This window comes from Parasphingorhabdus sp., from assembly GCF_039982395.1.
Lineage (GTDB): Bacteria > Pseudomonadota > Alphaproteobacteria > Sphingomonadales > Sphingomonadaceae > Parasphingorhabdus.
This window is the reverse complement of the sequence record NZ_JBDWYO010000006.1, coordinates 827562-839332: the sequence shown is the minus strand read 5'-3', so window position 1 is coordinate 839332 and position 11771 is coordinate 827562. Positions and strand designations below refer to the sequence as shown.

The window sequence follows — 11771 nt, the reverse complement described above, 5'->3', positions numbered from 1 at the left end:
GATTGCTATCAATTTCATTATGTTTTTGGTTTATGGTGTGAAAGCGAGTTTGTCTGTGAATCATAAGAAGCGGCTTCTGCCCTTATTAATGTGCGGTACCATTTTGGGTGGCATAGCTGTTCCTTTGCAGGCGCAGGAAGTGGCACCGGCCGCACCCGTGGCTCCGACGAGTGACACGATACGGTCTATTGTGGTGAATGGCGCTCAGCGCCTGGAACCAACCACCGTCATGTCCTATATGCAATTGCGCGTCGGACAGACCTATACCGAGGAATCCGGCGATCAGGCCCTGAAGGATCTGTTCGAAACCGAATTGTTCAAGGATGTCAGTATCCGGAACAATCAGGGTGCTGTGGTCATCGAAGTGATCGAGAACCCGGTGATCAACCGTATTTTGCTGGAAGGCAACAAGCGGATCAAAGAAGACAAGATCTACCCTGAGATCCGACTGGCTCCACGACAGATATTTACGCGTTCGAAAGTCCGGGCCGATGTCGCTCGAATCGTCGAATTGTACAAGCGTAAAGGTCGCTTTGCGGCAAGCGTCGAACCAAAGATGGTTCAGCTTGACCAGAATCGCGTCGATATTGTTTTCGAGATTAACGAAGGACCCAAGTCCAAGGTTCAGCAGATCAACATTCTGGGCAATGAAGAATTTTCTGATGGCAAGCTGCGCGGTGAGATGGTTACCAAGCAATCTCGCTTCTATCGTTTCTTCAGCTCCAGCGACACTTATGATCCGGATCGTCTGGCTTTTGACCAACAAAAGCTCCGTCAATTTTATTTGACCGAAGGTTACGCCGATTTCCGTGTCATTTCTGCTGTAGCGGAACTGACTCCCGACAAGCGTGATTTCATTATCACCTATGTCGTGGAAGAGGGCGAGCGGTATCAATTTGGTGAAGTTTCGGTTGAAAGCGACATTCGTGATTTCACACCAGAGTTTTTGACACCCCAATTGCCGATGCAATCCGGAGATTTTTATAACGCAAAGCAGGTTGAGGACACGGTCGAGCGCTTGTCAGAAACCGCCGGACTTTTTGGCTATGCATTTGCTGATGTCCGTCCGCAGTTTACGCGGAACAAAGAGACGCTCACCATGGACATCTTGTTCCAGGTGGCGGAAAGTGACCGGGTTTACGTCGAACGGATCGACATTAACGGAAACACGCTGACTCAGGACAAGATTGTTCGCCGCGAATTTCGTCTGAACGAAGGCGATGCGTTCAACAGCTTCCAAGTCAAACGCTCTGCCAATCGAATCAAATCGCTGGGCTTTTTCCAGGAATCACTGGAAATCGAGCAAAAGCAAGGTAGCGCGCCGGATCGTATCATTCTGGAAGCCAATGTCGAAGAAAACGCCACGGGTGAACTGCAATTGTCTGCTGGTTTCTCCAGCGTCGAGAATTTCATTCTGCAGGCATCTGTCCGGCAACGTAACTTCCGCGGAAAAGGACAAGAATTGCGGGCCAGCGTTAGCTATTCAAGCTTCTCGCAATCCATTGAACTTGGATTTACCGAGCCCTATTTGTTTGACCGCAATATCGCTGTCGGCGTAGACCTTTTCCGTCGCGACCTGAACAGTTTTAACTTCGTCAACAGCAATCGAGAAACAACCTTCGAGCAGCTGACAACCGGTTTCCAAATCCGCGCAGGTGTCCCGGTTACGGAATATCTCTCTGCGTCATTACGCTATGGCCTTAGCCATGATGATGTGACCTTGGAGCCAAGCCTGTTCTTCTCCGACATCAATGGCGATAATATTCGCGGAAACAGCCCGACGGATACGTGTGATCCGCTCGTTGCCGGTCGTTTCTTGTGCGATGCTCTGGGCAGTCGAACGACTTCCTCACTCGGTGCATCGTTGATCTATGATGATCGGGACAACCGTATCCGTCCCACCCGCGGGCAGTCCATTGTCGGCAGCGTCGACTTTGCTGGCCTGGGTGGCAGCGTGAAATATCTTCGGGGTCGTTTGAACGCTTCCAAACATTGGCGCGTTCTTGGCGACTTCATCTTCACAGTCAGTGGCGAAGGTGGATATATCCATCCGCTTGAAAACCGTTCTGTGACGCCGGGCGACGGTATCGACGACGTTCGATTGACGGATCGTTTCTTCCTGGGTGAACCACAAATCCGCGGGTTTGATATCCGCGGCGTTGGGCCACGCGTCGTGCGCTCTGCAACTATTCCGGGTCTTGATACCAATGGTAATGCGATCAACGAACTTGTTGTGCAAACCAATGGTCGCCAAACCGACGATGCGATCGGTGGCCGCGCTTATTATCTGGGTCGTGCCGAGCTTGAGATTCCTCTGGGGTCGGGTGCCCGCGAACTTGGTTTGCGGCCATCCCTATTCCTTGATGTCGGCGCCGTATTCAATGTAACCCAGCCGTTGCTGTTGACGGATCTGCAAACGCAGGCTGTGGGAACGGTTGCAACCCGCGATGCTACAGGCGCTGCGATTACTGATGCCAACGGAGCGATCGTAACCGCGACAGGGCCGCTATTTCTCAGTCTCGATGACATGGGGCAGGCGGTCCAGGTTGTTGACGCTGTCAACGCCAGCGGCATTGCCAATCCCATTGCGACCAGCTTTACCGAGCGTTTCTTTGGCGATACGCCGAAACCACGTTTGTCTGTTGGCTTCGGTGTGAACTGGAATTCACCATTCGGTCCGTTCCGGATCGACATCGCAAGAGCTCTGCTGAAAGAGCCCGGTGATGACACAAAACTATTCACATTCAACGTAGGAACACAATTCTGATGACACGTTTAATCAACAAAGCTTTGACCCTATTTGCTGTTACCGCTCTGCCATTGGCGCATGGCTCTGTCGCCAATGCCCAAGTATCTGGCATCGCAACCGCAAATCCAACAGTTGCTATCGCCCGTGCGAAAGCCTTCTCGACTGCTTATGCTCAGATCGGCACGCAGTATAAATCCTTTTTTGACCAGATTGAGACGCGCAACAAAACGTTGAACGGATTGCGTGCGCAATTGGATACGGACAATAACAAGCAGCTGACGCAGGAAGAGCTTGATGCTGCTGTTCGCGCGAAAAACCCTGTGCTGCAAACGATCCAGACCGAAGAAGCAGAAATTCAGAAGTTGCAGACTCCGGCAATCAAGGCTCAAATGTTTGCGGTCGAGAGTATTTTTAGAGAATATTCCAATGCCCAGCAGCAAGTGGTTGCGGACAAGAAGATCGGCGTAATCCTGAATCCGGACGCATTTCTTTATGCTCCGGAAGCGGCCAATGTTACCAATGCCATCACAGCGGCTTTGGACAAACGAGTTCCATCGGTTAGCATCACACCTCCTGCGGACTGGCAACCACAGCGTGCCACCGTATCTCTTCATCAGCAGCTGCAGCAGTTGTTGGTAGCAAGCGCGCGTAGCCAAGCGGCACAGCAGCAGCAACCGCCTGCGGCCCAACCAGCTAGCCGCTAGTTGATCGTCGATGACTGAACCGCTCAACTATGATGTAACCAAGGTGATGGCGGTGCTTCCACACCGCTATCCCATGTTATTGGTCGATCGGGTTGAGGAGCTTGTAAAAGACGAATCCATTCGGGCGATAAAAGCTGTCACGATGAATGAGGGCTTCTTCCAAGGGCATTTCCCGGGGCGACCGATCATGCCCGGTGTGTTGATTGTTGAAGCCCTTGCTCAGGCGGCCGGCGTTCTCGCGATGGAAAGTTTCGACATGGTCGGGTCCGGTAAGCTGGTCTATTTTATGGCGATTGACGGAGCAAAATTCCGGCAACCTGTCGAACCCGGGTGCTTGTTGAGCTTGAACGTGAAATTTGAACAGAAACGTGCGCGTGTCTGCAAATTTTCCGGTCGAGCGATGATAGGGGACAAATTGGCAGCGGAAGCCAATTTTACCGCGATGATCGCGGATCCTCCTACCGCATAAGCTTTTTCAAAAGAATCTTGCCCTTTTGGCATTCGGCGGTTAATGCGCCGCTTCCATGAAATTTATTCGCTTTGGGCCTGGTCGGAAACCAGCCCGCTTAGGAGCCGAAAATGAAAACCGATACGCATCCCGATTATCACATGATCACCGTTCAGATGACCGATGGCACAACCTTTGAAACCCGTTCTACTTGGGGCAAAGAAGGCGATACGCTGCAATTGGACATCGATCCATCCTCTCACCCTGCTTGGACCGGCGGCAACCAGCGCCTTCTCGATCAAGGTGGCCAGGTGGCTCGCTTCAACAAGCGTTTCGGTGGTTTGTCGCTCAAAAAGAGCTGATCGATATGGAGGCTTGAACGCCTCCCTAGTCTACCAAAAATTGATTTGGCCCAGCCAGGGTGTCAAGAGGGAAAGCTTTTCCCGGTATATTTCTGTGGCTCGCTCTGCTGTGACGCGCACCAACCGGATTTTTGAACCTGAGCTCAGTTGACCAATTAAGTGACGGTCGGCTCGGATGACCTGTGCAATCCGCGGATAGCCGCCGGTTGTTTGCGCATCGGGGCCGAGCAGATAGGGTTGGCCGCTTTCGGGCAGTTGAATGGTGCCGGGAAAAACGGCGGCGCTGGGCATGTTCGAGAATGTTTCCCTTTCGAGGGAATCTCCTTCGAGTGCCAGGCCCATTCTGTTCATCCTTGCGCCTATGACATAGGGTGACCGACACAGGGCTTCGACAACGGCCGCATCGGGGCTGTCCGCTTCCGGCCCAGGCGTCACTCTTAGCATATAGTCTTCGCTATAATGGGGCCTTAGATGTAACGGCGTGCTCCGGTTCCTTCGCTGGTTCGAAGGAGCCTGCGTGAAGGCAATGATATCTTCGGTCTGAAGCGCCCGGCCATGATGACCGCCCAGTCCGGCGGTTAGATAGGTCGATTGGCCATCCAACACTTGATCCGCATGAATCGCGGCCGATACTGCCAAATAGGTGCGCGTTCCCTGATGGCTCGGCCCAAGATGAATTTTATCGCCCGCCAAGAGGTCGATCGTTTGATGCTGGGGATGGACGACATCATTGATCCGCAAAAATTCCGCGCCTCCAACCACGCCAATGGAACAGGGCTCCTGTATTTCAAAAACTGCCTCTGTCAGCGTGATTTCAATCGCGACAGCTCCAGATGGCTTGCCAACCAGGGAATTGGCGAGTGCCAGAGACAGGCAATCTGCGGCACCCGCAGCAGGCATGCCTATTTTTCGGTGCCCGGCAAATGGAACGCCCTGCAACGTTGTTTGCAGCCCGGCTTTCAAGACCCTCATGCTCATTCCATTGCCCCTTGGGGCCATTGGTCAAATGCTTGCCTTGTAATCGATTCGAAACAGATGGTCTGGCCGGCTGTTAGAAGGGCGGGCCTGTCTCGCGAAGGATCAAATAGACGGAGAGGTGTTCGACCGATAATGGGCCAGCCTCCGGGACTGTCAAAGGAATAGATGCAGCTTTGATTGCCGATGATACCGATCGAGCCTGCGGAGACCAATTGTCTGGGATTCTCTAGCCGGCCTATGGCGGGGCATTCTTCAGGGCTCTCGAGATAAGCAAAGCCGGGCATGAACCCCAGCATCGCGACGCGGTGCGTTTTAGATGTGTGCCAAGTGGACAAATTTGTAGATTTTAGGGCAAGTTTTTGGGCAATCAGGTCTCGATCTGGCGAGAATTCGGCATCATAGCATATGGGTATCACGATTGCCGGTGGTGGGCAGTAAGTCTCGGAAACTTCAGTGCCCAATTGCCGGATCGCCAGATGGGAAGCTTCATCGGGTGATAAAAGCGCGGGGTTGAACTGGATCGCGACGCTGTCAATCCCCGGCACAATTTCCGTCCAACACTTGTCACTGGAAAAATTTCGCGCCGCCGCGAAAACTGCTTCTCTGCTGGCAAGACTGATACTGATCCAATCGTCACAAATATGGATCATGGGTTCCGGTGCCGCCACTATCCGACAGGCCTAATGGCAATGCCGGAATTCTCTAAGGCCTGACGCATTTGTTTCGCCGTTTCGAGGGCCCCATCACTATCTGAATGTAGGCATAGGCTTTGCGCAATAACCGTGAGTTTTGATTGGTCTTGTGCTGCGAAGGCGGTCCTTTTTGCAAGCGACAGTCCCTGTTGAATCCGCTTGTCTTCATCTGCAATGACGGCACCGGCTTCACTGCGGGGAACCAATCTCCCATTGCCGCAATATCGTCGGTCGATGAAAGCTTCTGCGATAAAGGCAATGCCTCTTTGCTCTGCTTTCTGTTGGATAAGTGAGGCCGGCATCCCAACCAGAGCGAGCTGGGCTTGGGCTGCGACCTCAACCAGCAAATCAGACAGATCCGGATCATCCTGCGCATCATTGTACAAGGCGCCGTGCGGTTTGATATGGGCTAGGTCTATGTTGAGCTCTGCGGCGATCCTGGTGATCTGTTGCAGCTGCTGAACCAAAGATGCTTCCAAGTCTTCCAATGAAATGTCTATTGAAGTTCGGCCAAAACCAGAACGATCCGGATAAGAGGGGTGAACACCAGGGGTGATTCCCTTTGATTTCGCAGCGGTTAGCATGGTTCTCATGGATTTTGATGATCCGGCATGACCGCCGCAAGCGATGTTGCAACTGGAGATAATGTTCATGATCTCTATGTCACGTGCGATGCCTGCTGGAGTTTCATCCTCGCCAAGGTCTGCATTGAGATCGATAATGGATGTCATGGCCAGAAACCCAAAGCGCGTGCGATCAAGCGGAACCCTAAGGCAGTGGTGATCAGCAAAATGGCTGCGCCCAAGATATTGGCCTTGAGGCCGTTTGCATACTGGCCCAGGAGTTTCCTATCATTGGCCAATTTAAGGAGAAAAACCGCCACGATTGGAAGCAGCAGTCCATTGGCAATCTGGGCAACAAAGATCAATTCGACCGGTCGATATCCGAGTAAAGATGCTGAGGCTCCGGAGATGATCACGACAAGTGCGCCGATCTGAAACGGTCTGCGGGAACGGGAAGACTTGAAAATCTCTTGCATGATATAGCCGGTAGCCAAGGGGGCGGTGATGGCAGACGTCAGCCCCGCTGCAAATAGTCCCGCACCGAGAGTGAAGGTCGCCATGCTGCCGAACAAGGGTGTGAGTTGTCCGGCCATATCGACCGCGTTTTCTATGCTCTTGCCACTTCCGAAAAGACTGGCCGCTGCCGTTGCCAAAATTGTGATTGAAACCAGCCCGCCGATGCCGATCGAAATTGTGTTGTCCAATTGTGCTTCAGGCATTTGCTCGGCATCCCAGCGCTGGCGCACGCTGGCAGCATGAAGAAACAGATTATAGGGCACAATCGTGGTGCCAATGAGCGCGATAGCGGTCATCAGGCCGCCTTCGGGAATCGAAGGCACAAACCCCTGCAGCACGGCTCCTAAATCCGGTCTGATGAGCAAAAAGGTCATTAGAAATGCTGCGCTCATCAAGATCACCAGAGCTATCAGGACATTCTCGATCCATTTTGGTTTCGAGAATATCAGCATGGCTGCTGACAACAGGGCAATGGTGACAATGATCGGCGCTATTCCAAAGGTCAACGGACCACCGGCAATGGCTGCCAACCCGAGCGCGGCACCAGACATGTTCCCCGCCTCATAGGCCGCATTGCCCATCACGAGAGCGCAAATCAGAAGCAGTGCCGCTAGCGCGCGTATGATGGGTGACCCGATGGATTTTAGCATCGCTTCTGCCAACCCGAGTTGCGTGACCAATGCGATACGGATGGCAAAGGACTGAAGAATGATCGTCGTAACCGTGGCAAATGCCAAGGCCCAAAGTAGCGCAAAGCCGAAATTTGCTCCTGCCAAAGTACATGCAGTAACGGTTCCCGGGCCGATGAATGCAGCCGAGACCATCATGCCGGGGCCGGGCCGGTAGCGGCTAAGTTTCATTGTCCTATGTGCAATTTGTTTAACCGTTCCATGGCCAGGGTTTCTCGCGATACCATTTGGTTATTACATATTTCGTGCCGCTTCGGACTTTCATTCCATGATGCAAAGTCCAATCGTTGACACTGCCGTCCCTGTTCCGGTTGTTCCAGCACAGCATGGTCCCTGTTTCCGGTGTAACGCTCTTCTTGAATTGGGTAAATCGCGTCGCTCCTCCTGCATCTGGTTCGTTCAGGTAGATCATGAAAGTCCAAGTGCGTTGCCCGGAGATTGAGCAGTATTTCTCAAAATCTCGACCATTGGGGTCGAAGAAATCTGTGTGTGCCTTGAATTCTTGTCCAACCCCGTAGCGTTGACCTTGCAATGGTTCTCCGAACTTCTTGTCGATGTCCGAAAAATTGCAGATATTCGCATCGATTTCTGCCACAAAACTATCAGAATGGTCGAGATCGCAGGTTTCACTGGTGCGGAAATAATTATCCCCATTTGGGTCAGCAATCGTTGACGGACGTCGTTTTTCGTCAATTTGTGCGATGAGTTTTAGGCATTGCTCGGGTTTGAGGAAGTTTTTGACGACGCAAAGTTCGATTTCCTTGCGCGGAAAGCGCTGTACTCGTCCCAATGCTGCGAGATAGTCAGCCGATGTATTATTGGCTTCTGTCATATGAACGTCCAAAACTGTACCTAACTACCGGACGTCACGATAAATGAATCCCCGTTGATCGCAACCGCTCTTTGCGGCTTGCTCAAAAAGGAATATAAGCGCGACTGATGCACAAAGCCGCAACAATGCCCTGCGATAGCAATGGCTTCACCCTAGTCGAGATGATGGTGGCCTTGTTCATTTTTGCAATGTTGTCGGTCGCAGGCGTTATCATGCTGCGATCTGCGGTCGATGCCGACGAAGTTACCGCAGGGAATCTCGGGCAGATGGCGGAGATGCAACGTTTCGTGTCGTTGATGGAAACTGATTTGAGTCAAGCACTGCCGCGGACCTACCGCGATGACCGTGGAGAGAGAATGCCGGCATTTTCAAGCGAGGCCGGTGGAAGAGGAACGTCTTTCCTTAATTTTACCCGCGGTGGTCAGAGCAATATCAATGGCGATGCCCGATCCAATCTGGAGCGGGTTGAGTATAGACTGACTGACGGAAAGTTGGAGCGATTGCGAAACCGGATGACCGACGGTGGTGCAATTGATCCGCCTGCGGTTCTTCTTTCAAACATTGATTCTGTGCAGCTTCGCTTTCGCGATAAACGAGGGCAGTGGTCCAATGACTGGCAGATAGAAAGGTTGGCGGAATTGCCGCGTGCGATCGAAATCGGATTTGAACAGGATGGCCGCCGCTATCGTCATCTGTTTCTGGTCGGGACGGGTTATTTGTGAACAAATTTCAAAACATTGGGGCAGGAAAAGAGCGTGGTGCTGCTCTGCTGACGGTCTTGTTGCTCGTTGCTGTGATCGCAATATTGGCCGCACATGGCATTGATCGGTTGGCCGGTGCGACCAAGCTCGCATCGAATGCGCGGGAATTGTCGCAAGCCAAAGCCTATCTGATAGCAGCAGAGACTATTGGAATGCAGTCAGCGGAACAAATTGTTTCAGTTTCTCCCGGTCGGACAATCAATGTCGGAGGCTGGAACGGTAGGGAACAAAAATTTCCCGTACCGGGAGGAATGATTGCGGCGTCGCTTGCCGACGGTGGTAATTGTTTCAATATCAACAGTCTCGTCACGCAGCGTGAAGATATTTTATTGGCTAGGCCGGAAGGATTGGCACAATTTGCGCGACTGATGGTTATGCTAGGAATCTTGGATGGAGATGCCGCTGACATAGCCGAATCAGTTTCTGACTGGATTGATAGTGATACGACCGCATCGCCGCGCGGGGCCGAAGACCAATATTATCTGCAGCAAGATCATCCGTATCGTACCGCCAATGCCCTGATGCTCGATGTCAGCGAGTTGCGAGCGATCAAGGGTATTACGGAAGATATATACGTTCGTTTGTCACCATGGGTATGCGCTTTGCCAACGACGGATCTCTCTCCTCTTAATATAAACACAATACGTCCGGAGCAGGCGATTCTGTTGGCAATGCTTGGTGATGTGCCCGCCGATTTGACCCTTGCGCGTCAGTTTCTAGGGCGACGACCAGAGTTGGGATATGCGAGCTTGAATGATTTCTGGGCACAATCTTATCCTGCCAGCTTGGGGGCAGGGGGAGATGTGCAAAGTCAGGTCAAGCTGACCACCCGCTGGTTTCGCGTTGATCTAGCCGTTGAGATGCAAAGTGCTCTTGTAGAGGAGCGGGCGTTGATTGATGCAGCGCGACAACCGGCACGGCTCGTCCATCGTCAACGTGGGGACGCATATTAATTCAGAATCTCCCTGCTAAATGCTTGACGATTGCTATTCGCTATCCCTATGCACCGCGGCGCAAAGCGGCTATATAGTGCGCAGCTTGTGGCGATCGTAGCTCAGTTGGTTAGAGCGCCGGTTTGTGGTACCGGAGGTCGGGGGTTCGAGACCCCTCGGTCGCCCCATTTTTCCCTGGAAAAGCGTAATAAAGATAAGGTCATAACCACGTGACCGTCCGCAAAGACCCTCTTTATTTGTAATTAAATTACGGCTATGAGACATTTAATTACTCAAATTTGCTAGGGATAACAGCATGAGCGTGATGTGGGATTTACCGGATTTCGATGGCCATGAAGCGGTCCATTTCTATCATGATGTGGAAACAGGCCTAAGCGCAATTGTTGCCCTGCACAGCACGCATCTCGGGCCGGGAGCCGGTGGTACTCGTTTCTGGCATTATGAAAACCGCGAGACGGCGGTCACCGATGCGTTGCGCCTCTCACGTGGCATGAGTTTCAAGAACGCGATGGCCGGCTTGCCATTGGGCGGCGGCAAGGCTGTGGTTCTTGCCGATCGAAATCGGACCAAAACGCCAGAAATGCTGGCAGCCTTTGGGCGGATGATCGATTCGCTTAATGGGCAATATGTGACTGCCGAGGATGTCGGGATGACGGCGGCTGACATGGTCGCGTTGACCAAAGAGACCAAATATGTATCCGGTTTGCCCGTCAGCAATTCGAAAGAAGCGGGCGGAGATCCAGGCCCCTTTACGGCGATGGGCGTATATCTGGGCGTGAAGGCAGCGGTGGCGCATAAGCTGGGTCGCGACACGGTGGATGGCGTTCACGTTGCGATTCAGGGCGTGGGCAGCGTTGGTGGCGGACTCGCCCGGCTGCTGGCCAAAGATGGCGCAAAATTGAGCATTGCCGACATAAACAAAGATCATGCCGCAGCGCTTGCGCAAGAGATTGGTGCAACGGTCGTGGGCCTCGACGACATCATGCGCATTGAAGCCGATGTGTTTAGCCCCAATGCCTTGGGCGCAATATTGGACAAAATTTCCATTGCTCATCTCAATGCCCCGATTGTCGCAGGCGGTGCCAATAACCAATTGGCCACGCCGGAAGATGGACAGCGATTATTTGATCGCGATATTCTTTTCGCTCCGGATTATGTGATCAACTCCGGCGGGATTATCAGCGTAGGTCTGGAATATCTTGGCGATGGCGATGTTCAGGAAGTGAACCGCCGGGTGGCAATGATTCCCGAACGCCTGACCGAGGTCTGGGACCGAAGCGCGTCGCAAAAATTGCCGGCTTCGGATGTCGCAGACAATATGGCCATGGCCTTGATCGGGCGGGCTTAGGCACTGCTTAAAGTTGACATAGAACAACCTTTTTGTTTGCATCAGGATCGACTAAAAATCCTAGCCTTCTAACCTTTATGAAGCTTTGTCCCGGACTCGAGTGTAACCTTTAAGCCTCGCGATCTGTCCCGGGAGACCGATATGCCGCGCTGATTGATTTGGACTTGTTCATTTGT

At 52.6% G+C, this 11771-nt stretch carries 12 protein-coding genes and 1 tRNA gene; 8 read left to right on the top strand and 5 right to left on the bottom strand.

Annotation, left to right across the window (positions count from 1 at the left end):
• Window positions 1-19: 19 nt before the first annotated feature.
• The 4 genes from bamA (at window position 20) to rpmE (ending at window position 4263) form a co-directional block, all read left to right on the top strand.
• On the top strand, window positions 20-2767 hold the full coding sequence (gene bamA, locus ABJV08_RS14170; protein ID WP_348039608.1) for an outer membrane protein assembly factor BamA: 2748 nt from the start codon (window positions 20-22) through the stop codon (window positions 2765-2767).
• On the top strand, window positions 2767-3453 hold the full coding sequence (locus tag ABJV08_RS14165) for an OmpH family outer membrane protein (protein ID WP_348039609.1): 687 nt from the start codon (window positions 2767-2769) through the stop codon (window positions 3451-3453). The genes bamA and ABJV08_RS14165 overlap by 1 nt, the downstream gene beginning before the upstream one ends.
• Before the next feature lie 10 nt (window positions 3454-3463).
• A complete protein-coding gene (gene fabZ, locus ABJV08_RS14160) occupies window positions 3464-3922 on the top strand; it encodes a 3-hydroxyacyl-ACP dehydratase FabZ (protein WP_348039610.1) in 459 nt (152 codons plus the stop codon).
• A gap of 110 nt (window positions 3923-4032) precedes the next feature.
• On the top strand, window positions 4033-4263 hold the full coding sequence (gene rpmE / locus ABJV08_RS14155; RefSeq protein WP_348039611.1) for a 50S ribosomal protein L31: 231 nt from the start codon (window positions 4033-4035) through the stop codon (window positions 4261-4263).
• A 30-nt stretch (window positions 4264-4293) separates the two neighbouring features.
• On the opposite strand, the gene ABJV08_RS14150 is transcribed toward rpmE, so the two are convergent.
• The 5 genes from ABJV08_RS14150 to ABJV08_RS14130 are packed head-to-tail and all read right to left on the bottom strand — an operon-like array spanning window position 4294 to window position 8533.
• On the bottom strand, window positions 4294-5241 hold the full coding sequence (locus ABJV08_RS14150; protein ID WP_348039612.1) for a biotin-dependent carboxyltransferase family protein: 948 nt from the start codon (window positions 5239-5241) through the stop codon (window positions 4294-4296).
• The gene (locus ABJV08_RS14145; RefSeq protein WP_348039613.1) at window positions 5238-5909 is read right to left on the bottom strand and encodes a carboxyltransferase domain-containing protein; all 672 of its coding nucleotides are present in this window, start codon (window positions 5907-5909) and stop codon (window positions 5238-5240) included. The genes ABJV08_RS14150 and ABJV08_RS14145 overlap by 4 nt, the downstream gene beginning before the upstream one ends.
• Window positions 5909-6664, bottom strand: coding sequence for a 5-oxoprolinase subunit PxpA (pxpA, locus tag ABJV08_RS14140; RefSeq protein ID WP_348039614.1), 756 nt, complete (start codon window positions 6662-6664; stop codon window positions 5909-5911). The genes ABJV08_RS14145 and pxpA overlap by 1 nt, the downstream gene beginning before the upstream one ends.
• Window positions 6661-7872, bottom strand: coding sequence for an Nramp family divalent metal transporter (locus ABJV08_RS14135; RefSeq protein ID WP_348039615.1), 1212 nt, complete (start codon window positions 7870-7872; stop codon window positions 6661-6663). The genes pxpA and ABJV08_RS14135 overlap by 4 nt, the downstream gene beginning before the upstream one ends.
• Before the next feature lie 19 nt (window positions 7873-7891).
• The gene (locus ABJV08_RS14130) at window positions 7892-8533 is read right to left on the bottom strand and encodes a 2OG-Fe(II) oxygenase (protein WP_348039616.1); all 642 of its coding nucleotides are present in this window, start codon (window positions 8531-8533) and stop codon (window positions 7892-7894) included.
• 107 nt (window positions 8534-8640) lie between these two features.
• On the opposite strand from ABJV08_RS14130, the gene gspJ reads away from it, so the two are divergent.
• From gspJ to ABJV08_RS14110, 4 genes are all read left to right on the top strand, one after another.
• Window positions 8641-9255: a type II secretion system minor pseudopilin GspJ gene (gene gspJ, locus ABJV08_RS14125; RefSeq protein WP_348039617.1), complete on the top strand. Its 615-nt coding sequence runs from the start codon at window positions 8641-8643 to the stop codon at window positions 9253-9255.
• On the top strand, window positions 9252-10247 hold the full coding sequence (gene gspK / locus ABJV08_RS14120) for a type II secretion system minor pseudopilin GspK (RefSeq protein WP_348039618.1): 996 nt from the start codon (window positions 9252-9254) through the stop codon (window positions 10245-10247). The genes gspJ and gspK overlap by 4 nt, the downstream gene beginning before the upstream one ends.
• Window positions 10248-10337: 90 nt before the next feature.
• Window positions 10338-10414 (top strand) — tRNA-His (locus ABJV08_RS14115).
• Window positions 10415-10542: 128 nt separating this feature from the next.
• Complete coding sequence (locus tag ABJV08_RS14110; RefSeq protein WP_348039619.1) at window positions 10543-11595, top strand: Glu/Leu/Phe/Val dehydrogenase dimerization domain-containing protein; 1053 nt, start codon at window positions 10543-10545, stop codon at window positions 11593-11595.
• The last annotated feature ends 176 nt before the right edge of the window (window positions 11596-11771 follow it).

Coding starts and splice junctions, on each gene's coding strand:
- bamA (WP_348039608.1), top strand. CDS start 20: ATGTTTTTGGTTTATGGTGTGAAAGCGAGTTTGTCTGTGAATCATAAG.
- ABJV08_RS14165 (WP_348039609.1), top strand. CDS start 2,767: ATGACACGTTTAATCAACAAAGCTTTGACCCTATTTGCTGTTACCGCT.
- fabZ (WP_348039610.1), top strand. CDS start 3,464: ATGACTGAACCGCTCAACTATGATGTAACCAAGGTGATGGCGGTGCTT.
- rpmE (WP_348039611.1), top strand. CDS start 4,033: ATGAAAACCGATACGCATCCCGATTATCACATGATCACCGTTCAGATG.
- ABJV08_RS14150 (WP_348039612.1), bottom strand. CDS start 5,241: ATGAGCATGAGGGTCTTGAAAGCCGGGCTGCAAACAACGTTGCAGGGC.
- pxpA (WP_348039614.1), bottom strand. CDS start 6,664: ATGACATCCATTATCGATCTCAATGCAGACCTTGGCGAGGATGAAACT.
- ABJV08_RS14135 (WP_348039615.1), bottom strand. CDS start 7,872: ATGAAACTTAGCCGCTACCGGCCCGGCCCCGGCATGATGGTCTCGGCT.
- ABJV08_RS14130 (WP_348039616.1), bottom strand. CDS start 8,533: ATGACAGAAGCCAATAATACATCGGCTGACTATCTCGCAGCATTGGGA.
- gspJ (WP_348039617.1), top strand. CDS start 8,641: ATGCACAAAGCCGCAACAATGCCCTGCGATAGCAATGGCTTCACCCTA.
- ABJV08_RS14110 (WP_348039619.1), top strand. CDS start 10,543: ATGAGCGTGATGTGGGATTTACCGGATTTCGATGGCCATGAAGCGGTC.